We start from the raw sequence: 19,657 nt of genomic DNA, 5'->3' as shown, positions 1-19,657 counted from the left end.
CATGACCTCCAGCGTGCGCGAACTGCTTTCCGCCGATGCCCGGCACGTGGCGCCGCTGCTGCTGGGCGCGGTGCTGACGCATGAGGGGCGGGACGGCACGGTATCGGTGCGGATCACGGAGGTGGAGGCGTATCTGGGTCCGCGCGACTCCCTGCACCCCGATCCGGGTTCGCACACCTTCCGCGGCGCGACGGCGCGCAATGCGCCGATGTTCGGCCCGGCCGGTCACCTCTATGTCTATTTCACCTATGGCCTGCACCATTGCGCCAACATCGTCTGCGGTCCGGAAGGCATGGCCTCGGCGTTACTGCTGCGCGCCGGTGAGGTCGTTGCGGGGGAGGAGCTGGCACTCGCCCGGCGCCCGACGTCGAAATCCCCCAAGGACCTGGCCAGCGGACCGGCCCGGCTGGCCACCGCGCTCGGACTGACGACGGCGGACAGCGGCCGGGATGCGCTCTGCACCCCGTTCCACCTGCAGCTGCCGCAGACCCCGGCCGGGGACATCAGCTCGGGGCCTCGGGTCGGAGTATCCGGCGCCGGCGGAACGCACGATTATCCCTGGCGCTTCTGGCTCAGCGGCGACCCCACCGTTTCCCGCTACAAGGCGGGGAAAGTGCGGACCAGGGCCGTCTGATCCCAGCCAGTAGGGTTCACCCGTGAATCAACGCCAGCAGGACCTGAACCGGACGAAGAACGCATCGCCGGTGGATGAGCTGATCAGCAGCCTCTGCGCCACATCCCTGAGTACCCCAAACCATTGGTGACGTCTCGGTAGAATGCCTGCAAAAACGGACACATGCCAGTGTTTGCCGAAATGGTTGTAGAATGGTTGGTCTGTCTTTTTCGATAGGGGAACGTTCGATGCACCACGCTGATTTGGCCCATGAACGCGACTACGTGGCGGGACTTTATGCCCGGCTGGATGAGTTGCGGGCAGAGAAGCGCGCCCAGCTGGCCCAGGTCCGCCGCGCCGGTGCGGTGGGCACCATGCAGAACGTCTCCGAGCGTGACGCGTTTGCCGCGTTGTACGAGGACCGGCTGGCCCAGCTCGACGCCGTCGACGACCGGCTGGTGTTCGGCCGGCTCGACCTCGATTCGGGGGAAGCGCAGTACATCGGCCGCATCGGCCTGACCACCGAGGACCTGCAGCGTCTCATGGTGGACTGGCGCGCCCCGGAGGCCGGCCACTTCTATCAGGCGACCGCCTTCGACCGGCAGGGTGTCCGCCGGCGCCGGCACCTGATCCTGCAGGGCCGTGAAGTCAAGGCGATCGAGGATGACGTGCTCGACGCGGACATGCTCTCCGACGACGATTCGCTCCAGGGTGAAGGCGCGCTGCTGGCTGCACTCAATTCCAAGCGGACCGGCCGGATGTCGGACATCGTGGGGACCATCCAGTCCGAGCAGGACCGGATCATCCGTTCCTCCATCTCCGGCGCCCTCGTCGTCCAGGGCGGCCCGGGCACCGGCAAGACCGCCGTCGCGCTGCACCGCGCCGCCTACCTGCTCTACACCCACCGCGAACGCCTCAAGACCGCCGGGGTGCTCCTGGTGGGCCCGTCGTCGTCGTTCATGAAGTACATCGAACGGGTGCTGCCCTCACTGGGCGAGACCGGCGTCGTGATGGCAAGTGTCGGCCGCCTGATGCCCGGCATCCATGCCGTCGCCGAGCCGGAACCAGCCGTGGCAGCCATCAAGGGGCGGCTGGACATGGCCCAGGTGGTGGCGAACGCCGTGGCCAACCGGCAGCGCCTCCCGGCCGGGAACCGGGTCCTCGAAGTCGACGGGCGGAAGCTGCTGCTGACTCCGCGCCAGGTCCGCCGTGCCCGCGACAGGGCGCGCGCCACGGGGAAGCCGCACAACGAAGCCAGGGTCTTGTTCGTCAAGATCCTGTTGCGCGAGCTGACCGAACAGATGACCGAGCTGGTGGAGGCCGGCAGCATCGGCAACAACGCAGACCGCTCCTACCTCGCCGAGGACGTCCGCGCCGCGCGGGACGTCCGCATCGCGCTGAACCTCTGCTGGATGCCGATGACGCCGGCGAAGCTCGTGGGGGAGCTGCTGAGCAAACCGGCCCTGCTGGAGGCCTGCACTCCGAACCTCAGCGCCGCCGAGCGCGCCCTGCTGCTCCGGCCCGCCGATGCGCCGTGGACCGAAGCCGACGTGCCGCTGCTGGACGAAGCCGCCGAGCTGCTCGGCGAGCCTGATGCGGCGGCCGGCAGGGGACTGGCCCAGCAGGAACACGACCGCGCCCGCGATCTCGCCAACGCCAAGCAGACCCTGGTCAACATGGAAACCGCCGGCGTGGATGTCCTGGTCTCCGCCGAGGAGCTCGTGGACCAGAACCAGGAGCGCGAGTCCCGGCTGACGGCCGCGGAGCGCGCCACGACCGACCGCAACTGGGCTTTCGGGCACATCGTGGTGGACGAGGCGCAGGAGCTTTCGCCGATGCAGTGGCGCCTGCTGGTCCGCCGTTGCCCGCTGAAGTCCTTCACGATCGTGGGCGACATTGCCCAGACGAGTTCCGTTGCGGGAGCCAATTCCTGGCAGAGCGCCCTCGCCCCGATGTTCGGGGACCGCTGGCAGCTCGAGGAACTCACCGTCAACTACCGGACACCCTCCCAGATCGCCGAAGCGGCCGCCCGGATGGCTAACGCAGCGGGACTGGTTGTTTCGGCGCCCAAGGCGGTCCGGGAGGGACGCTGGTCCCCGATCATCGACCGGGTCGAGCCGGGCCAGATCGTCCGCAGGCTCGTGGAAGTGCTGCCGCAGGAGGTGGCCGCCCTCGACGGCGGCCTGCTGGCCGTTATTGCCGACGGCGACCTCCTCCCGGAGGCGACCGCCGCGCTGCGCGCCGTCTATGGCCGCCGTGTCGGCACCGATGCCGGCAGCTATGTGCAGGACATTGTGGTGATCAGCCCCCGCGAGGCCAAGGGCCTGGAGTTCGACGGCGTCGTGGTGCTGGAGCCGTCGGCCATGCTCAACCACGAACACGGACGCGTCGGCGACCTCTACGTGGCCATGACGAGGCCCACCCAGCGGCTGCGGCTCATCGCTGCGGCCGGCATCCCGGCGGGCATCGAAGACTGAGGAGCCGCCGCCGTCGGCGCGGGCGGCGGGGCGGTTGCCCGGTGGCGCGGGCGGCGGGGCGGTTGCCCGGTGGCGCGCACGGCGGTGGCGGGGGCCGTGGGGCGCACGGCGGTGGCGGGGGCCGTGGGGCGGCGGTGGCCTCGGTGATGCTGTGCTCCCGGCGGTCGCACGTGCTGGGCGGGTCGTGATCCTGCTAACTTAGATTGCGTGTCCCAGCTAAATGATCTCCGTTCCCAGCAGAATGACCCGAGCTTCGCCAATATCTGGCAGGAGCTGAAATGGCGCGGCCTCGTCCACGTCTCCACGGACGAGGCGGAGCTGGAAAAGCTCCTCGCCGGGGACCCCGCCACCTACTACTGCGGCTTTGACCCCACCGCGCCGAGCCTGCACCTGGGCAACCTGGTCCAGTTGCTCCTCATGCGGCGCATCCAGCTCGCTGGCCACAAGCCCCTCGGCCTCGTGGGCGGATCGACCGGCCTGATCGGGGACCCCCGGCAGACCGCCGAGCGGGTGCTGAACACGCCCGAGACCGTTGCGGAATGGGTGGGCAAGCTGCAGGTACAGGTCCAGCGCTTCCTCAGCTTCGAAGGGGACAACGCGGCCAGGATGGTCAACAACCTGGACTGGACCGCCCCCCTGAGCGCTATCGACTTCCTTCGCGGCATCGGCAAGCACTTCCGCGTCGGGACGATGATCAAAAAGGACATTGTCGCCAACCGGCTGAATTCCGATGAAGGGATCAGCTACACCGAGTTCAGCTACCAGATCCTGCAGGGCATGGACTACCTCCAGCTCTTCCGCGACTACGGCTGCGTGCTGCAGACCGGCGGCTCGGACCAGTGGGGCAATCTGACCAGCGGAACGGACCTCATCCGCAAGGTTGAGGGAAAGCATGTCCACGCGCTGGGGACGCCGCTTATCACCAACTCCGACGGCACGAAGTTCGGCAAGAGCGAAGGCAACGCGATCTGGCTGGATGCGGAGATGTGCAGCCCCTACGCGTTCTACCAGTTCTGGCTCAACACGGCGGACAACGACGTCGTCGCACGCCTCAAGATCTTCACGTTCCTGAACCGGACCGAGATCGAAGCCCTGGAAGCGGCCGTTGCGGAACGGCCGTTCGCCCGTGAGGGCCAGCGGAAGCTTGCGTTCGAAGTGACCTCCCTTGTCCACGACGTGGACGCCACGGAAAAGGTTATCGCCGCCTCGGCTGCGCTGTTCGGGAACGGGGACCTCACCGTCCTGGACGAGGCCACCCTCAAGGCGGCCACCTCGGAATTGCCATCCGCCACCGTCGACGCCGGGTCCCTGGGGATCGTAGACCTGTTGGTCGCTTCGGGGCTCTCAGAGAGCAAGTCCGCGGCGCGCCGGACGGTCGGCGAAGGCGGAGCCTATGTGAACAACACCAAGGTGACTGATCCCGACGCTGTTATTGAGCCTGGCCGGCTGCTGCACGGACGGTACTTGCTGCTGCGCCGGGGAAAGAAGAACCTGGCCACTGTGGAAGTCTCCGGGTCTTAGCCCGGTCAAGAACATCATCTGCACGCTCCTTCCCGGCTGATTTGCACAGCAGGGGAGGAGCGTGTAATGTCTTCTGAGTCGCCGCCGCTGAGTGGTGACAAACCCCCAAGAAAACGACAGAAGCGATAATCTTGCTCTTCGACTCGTCCAGTACGAGACGCAGAAAAGGAACTTTGCTTCTTATTTTGCTGGGCGGATTCAGTCGCCAATGCGAATTTCGGGTGAATATCCCGGATTTGCAAAGTGGATATGAATGAAATAAGCTTTAGATATCGCAGCGAAGAAAGCGAAACAAAAGAATTCATTGAATTTAGATGGATTGTTTCGGCAAGTATCCGAATGTGTCTGTTGTTTGAGAACTCAATAGTGTGCCAAGTTTGTTGATACCAATTTATTTATATGGATTGGTTGTTTTGCCGGGCCCGCCACCCCGTGGTGTGGTCTGGTTTTTACAGCTGGTTTCAAATTTTGTGCAGCCGGTTTCTCCCGTTTTCCCGGGGGTGTTGGTTGTGTCTGTTTTTGTTTTACTTCAACGGAGAGTTTGATCCTGGCTCAGGATGAACGCTGGCGGCGTGCTTAACACATGCAAGTCGAACGATGACCCGGTGCTTGCACCGGTGATTAGTGGCGAACGGGTGAGTAACACGTGAGTAACCTGCCCTTAACTCTGGGATAAGCCTGGGAAACTGGGTCTAATACCGGATATGACTCCTCATCGCATGGTGGGGGGTGGAAAGCTTTATTGTGGTTTTGGATGGACTCGCGGCCTATCAGCTTGTTGGTGAGGTAATGGCTCACCAAGGCGACGACGGGTAGCCGGCCTGAGAGGGTGACCGGCCACACTGGGACTGAGACACGGCCCAGACTCCTACGGGAGGCAGCAGTGGGGAATATTGCACAATGGGCGCAAGCCTGATGCAGCGACGCCGCGTGAGGGATGACGGCCTTCGGGTTGTAAACCTCTTTCAGTAGGGAAGAAGCGAAAGTGACGGTACCTGCAGAAGAAGCGCCGGCTAACTACGTGCCAGCAGCCGCGGTAATACGTAGGGCGCAAGCGTTATCCGGAATTATTGGGCGTAAAGAGCTCGTAGGCGGTTTGTCGCGTCTGCCGTGAAAGTCCGGGGCTCAACTCCGGATCTGCGGTGGGTACGGGCAGACTAGAGTGATGTAGGGGAGACTGGAATTCCTGGTGTAGCGGTGAAATGCGCAGATATCAGGAGGAACACCGATGGCGAAGGCAGGTCTCTGGGCATTAACTGACGCTGAGGAGCGAAAGCATGGGGAGCGAACAGGATTAGATACCCTGGTAGTCCATGCCGTAAACGTTGGGCACTAGGTGTGGGGGACATTCCACGTTTTCCGTACCGTAGCTAACGCATTAAGTGCCCCGCCTGGGGAGTACGGCCGCAAGGCTAAAACTCAAAGGAATTGACGGGGGCCCGCACAAGCGGCGGAGCATGCGGATTAATTCGATGCAACGCGAAGAACCTTACCAAGGCTTGACATGAACCGGAAACGCCTGGAAACAGGCGCCCCGCTTGCGGTCGGTTTACAGGTGGTGCATGGTTGTCGTCAGCTCGTGTCGTGAGATGTTGGGTTAAGTCCCGCAACGAGCGCAACCCTCGTTCTATGTTGCCAGCGCGTGATGGCGGGGACTCATAGGAGACTGCCGGGGTCAACTCGGAGGAAGGTGGGGACGACGTCAAATCATCATGCCCCTTATGTCTTGGGCTTCACGCATGCTACAATGGCCGGTACAAAGGGTTGCGATACTGTGAGGTGGAGCTAATCCCAAAAAGCCGGTCTCAGTTCGGATTGGGGTCTGCAACTCGACCCCATGAAGTCGGAGTCGCTAGTAATCGCAGATCAGCAACGCTGCGGTGAATACGTTCCCGGGCCTTGTACACACCGCCCGTCAAGTCACGAAAGTTGGTAACACCCGAAGCCGGTGGCCTAACCCCTTGTGGGAGGGAGCTGTCGAAGGTGGGACTGGCGATTGGGACTAAGTCGTAACAAGGTAGCCGTACCGGAAGGTGCGGCTGGATCACCTCCTTTCTAAGGAGCACCTACAATCACCTTGCCTCATGTATGTGAGTGTGGAGGGTTTGTCAGGAGTACGCCCGTTGCGCAGACGTTTGTTCTGCGGCGGGTGCTCACGGGTGGAATATCAACGAATAGCGGCCGTCATCGTCTCTTCCTGACCCAGTACGGACCAGCTCTTCGGAGCAGGTCCTGGAACGGTCCCGGGAGGAGAGGGAGACGGTTTAGTGTTTGGCACACTGTTGGGTCCTGAGACAACAGGACCATGGCACGGCCGGGTTCCCTTGCGGGGATGTGGTGGTGGTGTGGGACTTGTGTTTCTGGTTTCCTGGCTGCACCGGGCATGCACGTGGGGCTCTTCCGTTTGGGAGGGCTGGTGTGTGGGGGTGTGGTACGGGGTTGTTGTTTGAGAACTACATAGTGGACGCGAGCATCTTTTATAAGAAGCAATTTCCAAGAATATGAACCTGGATCTGTTGTTCCGTGCCTTCGGGGACGGGGTGATGGTTTTCATGGTTCTCTCGTGAATTAGTTTTTTGATCTTTTGTGGTCAAGTTTTTAAGAGCACACGGTGGATGCCTTGGCATTAGGAGCCGAAGAAGGACGTAGGAATCTGCGATAAGCCTGGGGGAGTCGATAACCGGACTGTGATCCCAGGGTGTCCGAATGGGGAAACCCCGCCAGGGGCGCGAGCTGCCTGGTGACCCGCATCTGAACACATAGGGTGCGTGGAGGGAACGCGGGGAAGTGAAACATCTCAGTACCCGCAGGAAGAGAAAACAATAGTGATTCCGTCAGTAGTGGCGAGCGAACGCGGATCAGGCTAAACCGTTCCATGTGTGATAGCCGGCGGGCGTTGCATGGTCGGGGTTGTGGGACTTCCCGCTTCAGTTCTGCCGGACTGAGAAGGTGAGTAGTACAGGCATAGGTGAACGGTCTTGAAAGGCCGGCCAGAGAGGGTGTGAGCCCCGTAACCGAAATGTTGTGTACCGCCTGGTGAAGTATCCCAAGTAGCACGGGGCCCGAGAAATCCCGTGTGAATCTGTCAGGACCACCTGATAAGCCTAAATACTCCCTAATGACCGATAGCGGACCAGTACCGTGAGGGAAAGGTGAAAAGTACCCCGGGAGGGGAGTGAAACAGTACCTGAAACCGTGTGCTTACAATCCGTCGGAGCCTCCGCAGCTTGCTGTGTTGGGGTGACGGCGTGCCTTTTGAAGAATGAGCCTGCGAGTTAGTGTTACGTCGCGAGGTTAACCCGTGTGGGGAAGCCGTAGCGAAAGCGAGTCTGAATAGGGCGTTGCAGTGGCGTGATCTAGACCCGAAGCGAAGTGATCTACCCATGGCCAGGTTGAAGCGACGGTAAGACGTCGTGGAGGACCGAACCCACTTCAGTTGAAAATGGAGGGGATGAGCTGTGGGTAGGGGTGAAAGGCCAATCAAACTTCGTGATAGCTGGTTCTCCCCGAAATGCATTTAGGTGCAGCGTTGCGTGTTTCTTACCGGAGGTAGAGCTACTGGATGGCTAATGGGCCCTACAAGGTTACTGACGTCAGCCAAACTCCGAATGCCGGTAAGTGAGAGCGCAGCAGTGAGACTGTGGGGGATAAGCTTCATAGTCGAGAGGGAAACAGCCCAGACCACCAACTAAGGCCCCTAAGCGTGTGCTAAGTGGGAAAGGATGTGGAGTTGCGAAGACAACCAGGAGGTTGGCTTAGAAGCAGCCATCCTTAAAAGAGTGCGTAATAGCTCACTGGTCAAGTGATTCCGCGCCGACAATGTAGCGGGGCTCAAGTACACCGCCGAAGTTGTGGATTTCAGATGATAGCCAAGCCGCCCCCGTTGTGGGGTTGGTTCAGGCGTCTGGAGTGGTAGGGGAGCGTCGTGTGGGCAGTGAAGTCGCGGTGTAAACCAGCGGTGGAGCCTACACGAGTGAGAATGCAGGCATGAGTAGCGAAAGACGGGTGAGAAACCCGTCCGCCGAATGATCAAGGGTTCCAGGGTCAAGCTAATCTGCCCTGGGTAAGTCGGGACCTAAGGCGAGGCCGACAGGCGTAGTCGATGGACAACGGGTTGATATTCCCGTACCGGCGAAAAACCGCCCATGCTGAACGGGGGATACTAACCGCCCGAAACCTGCCCGACCGCCCTTGTGGTGGAAGGGTTTTGGTGGAGCGCGGGACCTGATCCCGGGAGGCAAGCGTATTAACAGGTGTGACGCAGGAAGGTAGCCGAGCCGGGCGATGGTTGTCCCGGTCTAAGGATGTAGGGCGAACGGTAGGCAAATCCGCCGTTCATGATGCCTGAGACCCGATGGGACCCCCGTATGGGGGGATTCGGTGATCCTATGCTGCCGAGAAAAGCATCGACGCGAGGTTTTAGCCGCCCGTACCCCAAACCGACACAGGTGATCAGGTAGAGAATACTAAGGCGATCGAGAGAATTATGGTTAAGGAACTCGGCAAAATGCCCCCGTAACTTCGGGAGAAGGGGGGCCCCCATCGTGATGGACACTTGCTGTCCGGAGCGTGCAGGGGCCGCAGAGACCAGGGGGAAGCGACTGTTTACTAAAAACACAGGTCCGTGCGAAGTCGCAAGACGATGTATACGGACTGACTCCTGCCCGGTGCTGGAAGGTTAAGAGGACCGGTTAGCCGCAAGGCGAAGCTGAGAATTCAAGCCCCAGTAAACGGCGGTGGTAACTATAACCATCCTAAGGTAGCGAAATTCCTTGTCGGGTAAGTTCCGACCTGCACGAATGGAGTAACGACTTCCCCGCTGTCTCAACCATAAACTCGGCGAAATTGCAGTACGAGTAAAGATGCTCGTTACGCGCAGCAGGACGGAAAGACCCCGAGACCTTTACTATAGTTTGGTATTGGTGTTCGGAGTGGCTTGTGTAGGATAGGTGGGAGACGTTGAAGCCCGGACGCCAGTTCGGGTGGAGTCATCGTTGAAATACCACTCTGGTCACTTTGGACATCTAACTTCGGCCCGTAATCCGGGTCAGGGACAGTGCCTGATGGGTAGTTTAACTGGGGCGGTTGCCTCCTAAAAAGTAACGGAGGCGCCCAAAGGTTCCCTCAGCCTGGTTGGCAATCAGGTGTCGAGTGTAAGTGCACAAGGGAGCTTGACTGTGAGAGAGACATCTCGAGCAGGGACGAAAGTCGGGACTAGTGATCCGGCGGTACATTGTGGAATGGCCGTCGCTCAACGGATAAAAGGTACCTCGGGGATAACAGGCTGATCTTGCCCAAGAGTCCATATCGACGGCATGGTTTGGCACCTCGATGTCGGCTCGTCGCATCCTGGGGCTGGAGTAGGTCCCAAGGGTTGGGCTGTTCGCCCATTAAAGCGGTACGCGAGCTGGGTTTAGAACGTCGTGAGACAGTTCGGTCCCTATCCGCTGCGCGCGCAGGAAATTTGAGAAGGGCTGTCCTTAGTACGAGAGGACCGGGACGGACGAACCTCTGGTGTGTCAGTTGTACTGCCAAGTGCACCGCTGATTAGCTACGTTCGGATGGGATAACCGCTGAAAGCATCTAAGCGGGAAGCTCGCTTCGAGATGAGATTTCCATACACCTTGTGTGTGAGAGGCCCCCAGCCAGACCACTGGGTTGATAGGCCGGATGTGGAAGCGAGGACTAACGACTCGTGAAGCTGACCGGTACTAATAGGCCGATAACTTACACCACACACCCTCTCCGTGAACGGATTCAAAAGACGTTCACACCATGAAGAGAGTACAAAGAAACAAGACTGCTTGCGTCCACTATGTGGTTCCCAACCAACAAACCCGGTCCCCGGGCTTTGTTGCCACGGGAACGAAACCACAACAAAATAACAACACCACAACTGCCCCCAACAAGGGCAGAGCACATGTTGTAACACCAAAGTTTTCCCACCCCCGGGCACAGCCAGGCGGGGCGGGAGCAAGGGTTACGGCGGTCATAGCGTGGGGGAAACGCCCGGTCCCATCCCGAACCCGGAAGCTAAGACCCACAGCGCCGATGGTACTGCACCCGGGAGGGTGTGGGAGAGTAGGTCACCGCCGGACACTCATTAGAAACGGTCGAGAGCCTCCAACCACCAGGTTGGAGGCTCTCCCGCATTTAACCTGGAAATGAAAGTCCGGTGGTCGTCCAGGATCTCCTTGCATTCCTGGAAACCGGCGAAGGCCAGCACCTGGTATTTCTCGAGCCACGCAGCCGGGCCGACGTCGCGCATGCGCTCGAACAAGGCGTACGGGCTGCGCAGATTCTCGTCGGAGTAGGGATCGTCCGTCATCACCGGGATGGTCTGCGGGCGGAAGGTCACTGACATCTGGGGCCTCGTTCGCGTTGATGGTGGACTGCCGCTCAGCGGACTCGTGGTCTCAACGTACCGGTCACAAAGGGTTGCCGATAAACGTCATTATCACCTTGTGAGAATAGAGTTTGTCGCAATGGCTTGGCGCCCCGCACCATCATTCCGTGGCGGCGACCCGTGCGGGACCGGCAGGGACGAACAGTCCAGAAAAGCGCACTTCAGAGAGGGGGGCAGGCCCATGGCAGGAACCACATCCTTTGAACGGGGTCTCATGATCCTGTCCGAAATCGCCGACGGCGGTGACACTACCGTGGAGAGCGTGGCCCTGAAGCTGGGGATCCCCGTCAGTACCTCCTACCGCTACTTCCGTGAGCTCCGCGAGCACGGCTTCGTGCAGGAGGACGGGGAGCTACCGGCCCGGGCACACGCTGCTGGCCCTGGCCGGCAGGCACCTCACGCAGAGCCACCTCGCGGAAGTTGGCACAGCTGTGCTGAAAAGCATCGGTGACGCCGTGGGGGAGATCGCGGTCATGGTGATCCGGGTGGGGACGCAGGCCATGTGCCACGCGAACTGCGCGTCATCGCCACCGGCACGGTCGAAGTCGAAGCCGGAAGGCTCGTTGTCGAGCCACACTCGATCGACCTTGGTGGGCCGGACGTCCTCTCAGATGCCACCGCCGCCGTCGCGCGCAGGCTCGTGACCATCGAACACGACATCGAGGGCCTGCCCGAGGGCCTCGATGTCCAAGACGTCGCCGTCCTGGGCGACGGCTTCCGTGCTAACATCCGGGGCGAGAACGTGAACCTCGTCCCGTAGCTTCACCCGCCCTGTCCCGCAGGTGGATTGGATACCCGCGCCCAGAAATCCCTCGCCGGGCGCCAGACACAGCTGTAGTCGAGCCCTTGGGCTCGACTACCCGGCTTGATTGCGAATGGTGAAGTACGTGAGCCGTTGATCGAGGCGTGCGACTATCGGGTCACTCCATAAGGAATTCCGACACGAGGCGGTTGAAGTCCTCGGGGCGCTCGATCGGCACCACGTGCGAGGACCCGTCTCCCCGGATGACCTCGAACCGTGCGCCGGGGATCGCGTCTGCAACCTCGCGCGCTATCCAAGGTGGTATCAGCAGGTCCTGCTCACCCACGACGACAAGGGTCGGGGCCGTGATTGCGCCCAGCCGACCCAGGGCATCGAACTGCAGGTAGGCGTCTGCCTGTCGCCCGTACGCCTCGGGACTCATCGGGTAGGGATTGCTGGCCAGCAGCGCGGTGGTGTCCTGCACCGCCTCGTGGTTCCGAAGGAAGGCCGTGGAGAACAGCGCCGCGAACTGCTGGCCGCCAAACACCTTCCCGTTCGCGTCGTTCGCCTTAACCCAGCTCCAGATCTGGATCGGATCGACCGCGCTTCGTGCCGGCGCTGCTCCCGTCCCGGCGAGCACCAGCCGATCCAGCCGGTCCGCGTGCCGCAGGGCGAACTCCTGGGCAATCATCCCGCCCATGGACAGCCCCAGCACGTGGCTCCGCTGAATCCCCAGCGCATCGAGCAGTCCGGCGAGGTCATCTGCCATGTCTGCAATGCTGTACGGGTGGCTGGCTTTCGAGCTGCGGCCGGCGTCGCGGTTGTCGACCAGGACCACCCGGAACTGCGTGGAAAGGGCCGGGACCTGTGCCAGCATCCAGAGCGACGAGTCGTACCCGATCCCCATCACCAGAACGAGCGCAGGTCCTTCACCATGAACCTCGTAATACAGCACCTGCCCGTTCGTCTGCACCGTGCCTGATAGTGGCAGCTTCGTCGCGTTCGTGTTCATTTTGATCCTCCTTGTGATGGGCCCGTCTCGCGGCTCGGTGCGTGTCCCGTTGCCAGGGATCGGGCTTGGTAAACCTCTATGCGTGAGGAAGACTGTTACCTGGGTAACCCCCGGTGTTACACCCGGGGTCTGGTCGGAGCGGGCATGCCTTTGGATCGGTGAGCGATGTACGACGTAGCCGAAGCGGCGCTGGTGGAGCAGGCGCGCGAGGCAGCCTCAAGCGGTGGCTGGTCCCAGGCGTATGATCTGCTCGTCGGCGCGGACGCGCGCGTCCGGCTTTCGGTGGAGGACCTGGGGCTGCTGGCCGAGGTCGCCTACGGCGCCGGACATCTGGACGTGACAATCGAGGCGTGGGAACGTGCGCATGCCGAGGCTGTGCGCCTCGGGGATCCCGTCGCGGCGGCCGGCGCCGCGGCTCGCGTCGCCCTGCACCTGCTGATAGACACTGCGCTGTTGGCGCCGATCCGCGGGTGGGTCAGGCGGGCAGAGACGCTCCTGATGGGGCACGAGGAGACGCCGATCCACGCATGGCTGGCGGTCATCAGGAGCTACGAGCGCCTGATGATGGGCGACGTCCGTGCCGCCGGCGAATGGGCCAGCAAGGCCGTCGCGATGGGATCGGCCAGCAACCCTGCCGCGGCCGCCATCGGCAGGGTGGCAGAGGCACACGCCGTAATCCTGGAGGGTGACGTCCGGCGGGGCCTCGAACTCGTCGACGAAGCAGCGGTGGCCACTATCTCCGGTGAACTCGATGCCCTATCGACGGGAATGGTCTATTGCGAGCTGGTGTGCATGCTCCAGGGGCTCGCTCAGCACGACCTCGCTGAGGAGTGGACGGAGGCCATGGAGCGGTGGAGCCGCGGAAACGGTATCGGAAGCGTTCACGGGCGCTGCAGCGTCCACCGCGCCGAGATCCTGCGGCTGCGTGGGGAGTCCGCTGAGGCGGAGCGAGTGGCATTGGCGGCCTGTGCGGAGCTCCGGCCCTACCTCCGGCGTGAGTTCGGGTGGCCGCTCACCGAATTGGGCCGCGTGCGGTTCCAGATGGGCGATCTCCGTGGTGCGCAGGAGGCGTTCCTCGCAGCTCGCGAGGCCGGGTGGGATCCGGAGCCGGGACTGGCGTTGGTGCGACTGGCACAGGGCGACGTGGCTTTGGCGGCAGCGTCCATCCGAGACGCGCTCGAACATCCCCTGACCGTTCCTTCCAAGGAGCTGCCGCCGAACACGGACCTGCGCCGGGCTCCGCTACTGGCCGCGCGGGTTGAGATCGAAGTGGCGGCCGGAGACCTCGTAGCTGCCCGCGGCGCGGCCGACGAACTTGCGCGGGTGGCCGCATCGTTCGAGAGCAGGGCACTGGCGGCCAGTGCGGCAATGGCAGACGGACGGGTGCGGCTGGCAGCCGGCGAGGTGGCTGGTGCCCGGCATGCGTTCCAGACTGCCGTCCAGCTGTGGAGCCTCATGGCGGTTCCCCACGAGGTCGCGTTGGCGCGCACCGGGCTTGCACACGCACGTCGCGCCGCGGGGGATGAAGTCGGTGCCCGCCTCGAACTGACGGCAGCCAGCGCCGCCTTCGAAAACCTGGCAGTAGAGTCTCAGCCGGACCGCACGGCGCACACCGCGGAGGCTGGTGGCCGGGAGCTTCTGACCGGCAGCCCTTCAGGGGCGGCGCCGCCGTCGGTGGGGACGCGGCAGGTCGGCGACCGCAAGCGGGGCCCCAACGCCTTTCGCCAGGAGGGTGATTACTGGTCCATCTCGTTCGAGGAACATACTATTGCGCTGCGTGATCTTAAGGGCTTGCACTATCTCGCGCGGCTTCTGGCGCATCCCGGTCGGGAGTTCCACGTGCTTGACCTCGTGGCGAGCGGGGTGGATCCAGCCGCAGCCCATCCCGGTACGCCTGATCCGGAGCTGACGACTTCCGGATGGGGGGACGCCGGTGCGCTGCTCGATGCCCAGGCCAAGAACGCCTACCGTCGGCGGCTTGCAGAGATCGATGAGGACCTCGAGGAAGCGGGACTCATGAGGGACAGCGGACGCGTTGTCCAGGCGGAGGCGGAACGCGACTTCCTCATCCGCGAGCTCTCGCGTGCTGTCGGGCTCAGCGGGTATGGCCGGCGCGCCGGTTCCGCGTCGGAACGCGCCCGCGTCAGCGTGACCCGGGCGGTCCGCCATGCCATGGGCCGGATTCGTCAGTACGATCCGCCGCTGGGGGAGCACCTCGAGCGGGCCATCCGGACAGGGACCTACTGCGTCTACCTGCCGGACTCACGCGTCACCGGTTCCTGGATGATCTGAAAGCTCCGCCCTCTTTGTTGTTGTCGACGTTCCTGTCGCGGTGTCAAGATTTCCGGGTCGCAACCAGCCAGTTACTGACCAGCAGCTCGCGGAGCCACGGGACGCGGATGACCCACCCGGAATCACCGACGCCGCGATGTGAAGGTAGTGCGCTTCCCTCTCGATCACGAAGCGTGGGCCTAAATAACAAGCACTGCATGGCGGTGACGGACAAAAGACGTTCGTTCCATTGATTCGAACTTCCGAGGCCTATGGGTTCCGCCGACGCGACCAATTTTCCAGTGAAGCCCAGCGCCTAAAGCCGGTGCATGCGAATTCTGACTGTAAATGCTCGGAACTTCTGAAAACGCCAGCAACAATTCCAGAGATTTGACGCGTCTTGGCGCCTTGGATCCGGCGGTAAAGCCGCCCGCTCAGCGTTCGGCTTACGGGAAGATGAAGGAACGGGCGGTAGCTTCAATCCGATGGTTCAACTGTGCACACGTTGCCCTCTGGGAACGGGCTTCATAACAAAGCGCATCCTGAGACCGGAACACACTCATGTCGAGGTCGGCAAGAATAGTCGTGCGCCTCCGATACCTGACACTCACCATGTAGCTTTTGACAGCTTGGTCACCGGAGCACGGCAACTTTTCGGCAATGCGGTCGAGGAAAAACTGATCGCTCCCGATAGCTATCGGCTTCCCACGTTTAGAGTCAGCCAACTGTCCATGATTGGTGCGCAATGGCTCGTGGTTGAGATCGCGCCTGGTCCGTACTCACGGCTCCGCCACCAGCGGTGGGAACTTGATTGGAACTCCGACCTCGAGAAAGCAATGGCGCTGCTTGAGAAGTATCACGCGCGGCAGCTGCTCGCTCCGAGTTCACGCGCGCCGTACCAGAAACCTGCGCTTCCTGCCCTATCGTCAGTCGGTCTGATTCTCAACTCGAATACGGCGATCACCACCTGCAACGTGAGCGACGACGAAGCGTCCGTATGGGGACCGGCTTGCGCGCCGGTTGTTGCCGCCCTCTCTGCAATTGACGCCCATACCGGCGTGCCTCGGGCGTCCGCTGCCGCCCGGCTTTGTCCTCCTGTCCGGTGTGCGCCTCATCCTCGTGGGACCGGAATTGTCCTGTTGATGTGTCGTGGGGCCGGAAACCTGTGACGGTGGTCCCGGCAGGTTCCGGGGCCGCGTGGTCCTGGGTCCTGGGCGTTCCGCGCCTGGGTTCCCTGGGCTGCGCCGGATGGCCGGGCGGGCCCTGGCGGCCGCACTGTTCATAAGGCTGCTTACTATTTGGCCGGGTGCCTACTACACTGACTGCATGCACCCTCTGGTATCGATCGCGTTGGTGTTGTCGACGGCGCTCCTGTGGGCCGTCTTTACCGTCCTGATGCTGGCGAGGTTGAACCGGGCGGGGCGCAGGGCTCGGAGGCGGGAGCGGAAGGCCGGCCGCATGAAGACCCGCCCGGGGGTGCACGGGGACGTTCCGGACGGGGTCGGCCGGGCCCGCAGGAATCACCTCAAGGTGTGGAGGCGTCACGCCTCGTCCACGCCGCGGCTTGCTTTCCCGGCTGACATGCCGCCGGAGACGCTGCAGGAAGCCACCGCACCCGTGCGCAACGGGGACGCGGCTCCTGCCGCAGCCGGCGGGGTTGCCGGCTGCACCACACTAACTATGGTTCCTGTTTCGAAGGGGTTGTATCTGATGCGAAAAGTTCCTGCGCTTGGATTGATGACGGTAGCGATGGTTGCCCTGGCCGGCTGCACCGGGGGCGGCGGCGGGACTGCCAGCCCGTCCGTCACGACGGCAACAGCTACGGCCACCGCCACCGAAACGGCAGCAGCCAGGGTCTACAGCGAGGCTGAGCTCCGGGACCTGATCTCCGGCAGGACCGATGCGGACGGCAACGAACTGAAGCTTTATTCCAAGGAGCAGGTGGACCAGGGCGGGAACCTCGCCAACCTGCTCATGAGTACCGCCACCGTGGACCCCGAGGACTGCAAGGGCATTGCCACGGCCGGGTTGCTGGACACCGTGGAGAACGGCCAGGTCGCCGTCGCCATTTCCGAAGCTGACCGGCCGCGGACGCTGTCCGCGCAGTCGGGCAGCGAGGGTCCGGACGCCGTGGCGGTGCTGCAGGAGGTCAGCGGCAAGATGGACCAATGCGCCAGCTTCTCCGTGGCGGCCCTCGGCCAGACGTACCAGGTCTCCAGCCAGGAGCTGCAGGCGGACACGGATGCCCAGGAGACCTTCGCGACGGTTAGCACCCGCGGTGAGGGAAACCAGGAGATGCTGATGCAAGTCTCCGCTGCCCAGGGCAGGCTGCTGGTCGTCGCCACCAAGGGCGGCGCCAACCTGGGGGACCCGGACCGGCAGGAGCTCGAAGATCTGATCAATGGGGTGCTCCGGAAGGCCGGCGGCGGCAGCGGAACCTCCAGCCCGACGTCCACCGGCACCGCCTCACCGGAGGATTCAGCCTCACCGACGGTCACGGGGCCGGCAGACATCCAGACGTCCTCCCCCTCACCCACGGTCTCGCCTTAAGGGCAACGCCGCGCCGCCGGGCGGATAAGAAGGGGATGCCCGGCGGCTGCGGCCCGGTTTGCGCTGCTGCACCTGCTCCCACCTCAGCACCCGGTTCGAAAGGAAATCATCATGGCGATCTGCGATACCTGCGGCAACGATTACGACAAGGCTTTCACCATCACCAGAGGCGATGCATCCGGGACCTTCGACAGTTTTGAGTGCGCCATCCAGGCCATGGCCCCGGCCTGCGCGCATTGTGGCTGCCGGATCATCGGACACGGGACGGAGAGCGCGGACGGGATGTACTGCTGCGCCCACTGTGCCCGTCACGCCGGCCAGGCAGGGGCCGTGGACCGGACCTGAAAAAATGCCGGACCCGGAGGTGCCGGCAGGAACAGAACCGCGTCGCGGCCCGGAGGCCCAGGCCGGGAACACCCGCCCGGCCTGACGGTAAAGCGCCCCCGGCAGCTCTGCTCCACTCCCGTGGCTGGAGTTGATCCGTACGGTGGACTCCCCGCGGGTCAAAGACCCTGACCGCGTGACTATTGACCAGGAGAAAATTCGCGGATCCCGGGGTTCGTGGGGCATCCGCCTTTGAAGGTCCCGCCGGGCCGGCAACCGTCGTCTTTGACTTTGTCCTGTGGGTGCCAGGGTGGAGCGCGCAGCGTCGGGTTGAAGGACAAGGGAGGCCGGTGCTGCAGGCCCCGGCCCCCTATTTTCCTTGGCGGAGGAGGACGGCCTCATTCCAGCCGCGTCCTGCCGCCAGGTGACCGGTTCAGTAGAAGGAGATGAGTTCAACGAGCTCCCCGACCCGGTCCTCCGGGTAGTTCCGGGCGATGTCTGCCTGTGTCAGGATGCCGACCAGGTCATGGCCGTCGATGACTGGCAGCCGGCGGACCTGGTGCTCCTCCATGGTCCTGATCGCTTCTTCGATGGAATCGTCCGCACCGATGGTCACCGGCTTGCCCTGGCCAAAATCCCCGGCCTTTGCCGTTCGCGGGTCCCCACCTTCCGCGAAGCATTTGATGACAATGTCGCGGTCCGTGATCATGCCCTTGAGCCGGTTGTCCTCTCCGCAAATTGGCAGGGCGCCGACGTTGAGGTCTTTCATCTTCCGGGCGGCGGCTTCCAGCGTTTCGTTTTCACCGATGCATTCAACGCCGCCGGTCATAATCTCACGTGCTGTAGTCATGGCATTTGTCCTTAATTCAGCTGGTAGGGGCGTCTAGAGCTGCCCGGTCGGGCCGCTGTCCTCGACTTCACCGCGCCAGGCACCGGTTTCGGCGCCCCGGGATTCGATGAAGTCCTTGAATTTGCGCAGGTCGCTTTTGACCTGCCTGTCATCGAGGTTCAGGGCGGCCCCGGCTTTTTCCGTGAAGGTTTCCGGTGCCCATTGGAAGCGGACCGAGACTCGGGTCGTGCCCGGATCCAGCGGGGTGAACGACACGACGCCGGCATGGGATTTCCCGTCGACGCTGCGCCAGGCGATGCGCTCATCGGGCTGCTGCTGTTCGATGATCTCGGTATCGAATTCCCGCTCCACGCCACCGATTTTGGTGACCCAGTGATTGGTGGTGTCGGTCAGCTGGGTGACGGATTCAACGCCGGACATGAACTCCGGAAGGGACTCGAACTGGGTCCACTGGTCGTACGCCGTGCGAACCGGAACGGCCACCTCAATGCTCTCTTCAACGGTTTCCATCTGCTTCCTCCTGTCAGTGAGGGACGGCCCGCAACAGCGGACCGGAGGCGGCGCCGTCCTGCCGGAACAGGCAACCGCCACCCCTGAACGCTAAGCCGGTCCTCTACCTGTGTCCAGACCTTCCCGATTCACGAAGACGACAGGAGAAACGACCGACAGCTTTCCGCCAGCGGGCCCTTGGATCCCCGGCCGACATCCAACCGGGCTTTCCGGTTCTCCTCCAGTCCCTTAGCTGAATGCAGCATGCATAGTGGGTGGCGCTGTAAGGCGCGCCCGCATCAAACCCGCTCTTGACCGGCGATAGCTAGCGATATATCTTTAACTATCGCCGCATGGTCGGCGGTCATCAGAAAACTCAACTGGAGTGGAAGGACGATGCCG

The 19,657-nt window shown here is 62.8% G+C and carries 12 protein-coding genes and 3 rRNA genes; 11 read left to right on the top strand and 4 right to left on the bottom strand.

Annotated elements, in window-relative coordinates; translation table 11 throughout:
• Position 1 precedes the first annotated feature (1 nt).
• The 6 genes from QFZ69_RS13405 (at position 2) to rrf (ending at position 10,709) form a co-directional block, all read left to right on the top strand.
• Positions 2-634 (top strand): DNA-3-methyladenine glycosylase, encoded by a 633-nt coding sequence (locus QFZ69_RS13405; protein WP_306918825.1) that lies wholly within the window; start codon positions 2-4, stop codon positions 632-634.
• Positions 635-861: 227 nt separating this feature from the next.
• On the top strand, positions 862-3,090 hold the full coding sequence (locus QFZ69_RS13400; protein WP_306918824.1) for an AAA family ATPase: 2,229 nt from the start codon (positions 862-864) through the stop codon (positions 3,088-3,090).
• A gap of 207 nt (positions 3,091-3,297) precedes the next feature.
• Positions 3,298-4,611 carry a tyrosine--tRNA ligase gene (tyrS, locus tag QFZ69_RS13395; RefSeq protein WP_306918822.1) on the top strand — a complete coding sequence of 438 codons (1,314 nt, stop codon included), beginning with the start codon at positions 3,298-3,300 and terminating at the stop codon, positions 4,609-4,611.
• Positions 4,612-5,140: 529 nt separating this feature from the next.
• Positions 5,141-6,666 (top strand): 16S ribosomal RNA (locus tag QFZ69_RS13390).
• Positions 6,667-7,199: 533 nt separating this feature from the next.
• Positions 7,200-10,347, top strand: a 23S ribosomal RNA gene (locus QFZ69_RS13385).
• Between the two features lie 245 nt (positions 10,348-10,592).
• A 5S ribosomal RNA gene (rrf, locus tag QFZ69_RS13380) occupies positions 10,593-10,709 on the top strand.
• The 16S, 23S and 5S rRNA genes sit together here, the layout of an rRNA operon.
• 5 nt (positions 10,710-10,714) lie before the next feature.
• On the opposite strand, the gene QFZ69_RS13375 is transcribed toward rrf, so the two are convergent.
• Positions 10,715-10,975 carry a hypothetical protein gene (locus QFZ69_RS13375; RefSeq protein ID WP_306919731.1) on the bottom strand — a complete coding sequence of 87 codons (261 nt, stop codon included), beginning with the start codon at positions 10,973-10,975 and terminating at the stop codon, positions 10,715-10,717.
• On the opposite strand from QFZ69_RS13375, the gene QFZ69_RS13370 reads away from it, so the two are divergent.
• Positions 10,947-11,468, top strand: coding sequence for a helix-turn-helix domain-containing protein (locus QFZ69_RS13370; RefSeq protein WP_306918820.1), 522 nt, complete (start codon positions 10,947-10,949; stop codon positions 11,466-11,468). The genes QFZ69_RS13375 and QFZ69_RS13370 overlap by 29 nt on opposite strands.
• 51 nt (positions 11,469-11,519) lie before the next feature.
• The gene (locus QFZ69_RS13365; protein WP_306918818.1) at positions 11,520-11,777 is read left to right on the top strand and encodes an LmeA family phospholipid-binding protein; all 258 of its coding nucleotides are present in this window, start codon (positions 11,520-11,522) and stop codon (positions 11,775-11,777) included.
• Positions 11,778-11,937: 160 nt separating this feature from the next.
• Here the strand turns inward: QFZ69_RS13365 and QFZ69_RS13360 are convergent, their stop codons facing one another.
• Complete coding sequence (locus QFZ69_RS13360) at positions 11,938-12,771, bottom strand: alpha/beta fold hydrolase (RefSeq protein WP_306918816.1); 834 nt, start codon at positions 12,769-12,771, stop codon at positions 11,938-11,940.
• Positions 12,772-12,936: 165 nt separating this feature from the next.
• Between QFZ69_RS13360 and QFZ69_RS13355 the strand changes: the two genes are divergently transcribed.
• From QFZ69_RS13355 to QFZ69_RS13345, 3 genes are all read left to right on the top strand, one after another.
• Positions 12,937-15,063, top strand: coding sequence for a hypothetical protein (locus QFZ69_RS13355; protein ID WP_306918814.1), 2,127 nt, complete (start codon positions 12,937-12,939; stop codon positions 15,061-15,063).
• A gap of 1,716 nt (positions 15,064-16,779) precedes the next feature.
• Positions 16,780-17,592 carry a hypothetical protein gene (locus QFZ69_RS13350; protein WP_306918812.1) on the top strand — a complete coding sequence of 271 codons (813 nt, stop codon included), beginning with the start codon at positions 16,780-16,782 and terminating at the stop codon, positions 17,590-17,592.
• 111 nt (positions 17,593-17,703) lie between these two features.
• Positions 17,704-17,937: a hypothetical protein gene (locus QFZ69_RS13345; protein WP_306918810.1), complete on the top strand. Its 234-nt coding sequence runs from the start codon at positions 17,704-17,706 to the stop codon at positions 17,935-17,937.
• Between the two features lie 412 nt (positions 17,938-18,349).
• Here the strand turns inward: QFZ69_RS13345 and QFZ69_RS13340 are convergent, their stop codons facing one another.
• Positions 18,350-18,766 carry a CBS domain-containing protein gene (locus QFZ69_RS13340; protein ID WP_306918808.1) on the bottom strand — a complete coding sequence of 139 codons (417 nt, stop codon included), beginning with the start codon at positions 18,764-18,766 and terminating at the stop codon, positions 18,350-18,352.
• A 33-nt stretch (positions 18,767-18,799) separates the two neighbouring features.
• A complete protein-coding gene (locus tag QFZ69_RS13335; RefSeq protein WP_306918806.1) occupies positions 18,800-19,276 on the bottom strand; it encodes an SRPBCC family protein in 477 nt (158 codons plus the stop codon).
• Positions 19,277-19,657: the final 381 nt, after the last annotated feature.

Origin of the sequence: Arthrobacter sp. V1I7, from assembly GCF_030817015.1 — a bacterium.
Lineage (GTDB): Bacteria > Actinomycetota > Actinomycetes > Actinomycetales > Micrococcaceae > Arthrobacter.
This window is presented reverse-complemented; position numbering and strand designations above follow the sequence as displayed.

Coding starts and splice junctions, on each gene's coding strand:
- QFZ69_RS13405 (WP_306918825.1), top strand. CDS start 2: ATGACCTCCAGCGTGCGCGAACTGCTTTCCGCCGATGCCCGGCACGTG.
- QFZ69_RS13400 (WP_306918824.1), top strand. CDS start 862: ATGCACCACGCTGATTTGGCCCATGAACGCGACTACGTGGCGGGACTT.
- QFZ69_RS13370 (WP_306918820.1), top strand. CDS start 10,947: ATGGTCTGCGGGCGGAAGGTCACTGACATCTGGGGCCTCGTTCGCGTT.
- QFZ69_RS13375 (WP_306919731.1), bottom strand. CDS start 10,975: ATGTCAGTGACCTTCCGCCCGCAGACCATCCCGGTGATGACGGACGAT.
- QFZ69_RS13360 (WP_306918816.1), bottom strand. CDS start 12,771: ATGAACACGAACGCGACGAAGCTGCCACTATCAGGCACGGTGCAGACG.
- QFZ69_RS13355 (WP_306918814.1), top strand. CDS start 12,937: ATGTACGACGTAGCCGAAGCGGCGCTGGTGGAGCAGGCGCGCGAGGCA.
- QFZ69_RS13350 (WP_306918812.1), top strand. CDS start 16,780: ATGACGGTAGCGATGGTTGCCCTGGCCGGCTGCACCGGGGGCGGCGGC.
- QFZ69_RS13345 (WP_306918810.1), top strand. CDS start 17,704: ATGGCGATCTGCGATACCTGCGGCAACGATTACGACAAGGCTTTCACC.
- QFZ69_RS13340 (WP_306918808.1), bottom strand. CDS start 18,766: ATGACTACAGCACGTGAGATTATGACCGGCGGCGTTGAATGCATCGGT.
- QFZ69_RS13335 (WP_306918806.1), bottom strand. CDS start 19,276: ATGGAAACCGTTGAAGAGAGCATTGAGGTGGCCGTTCCGGTTCGCACG.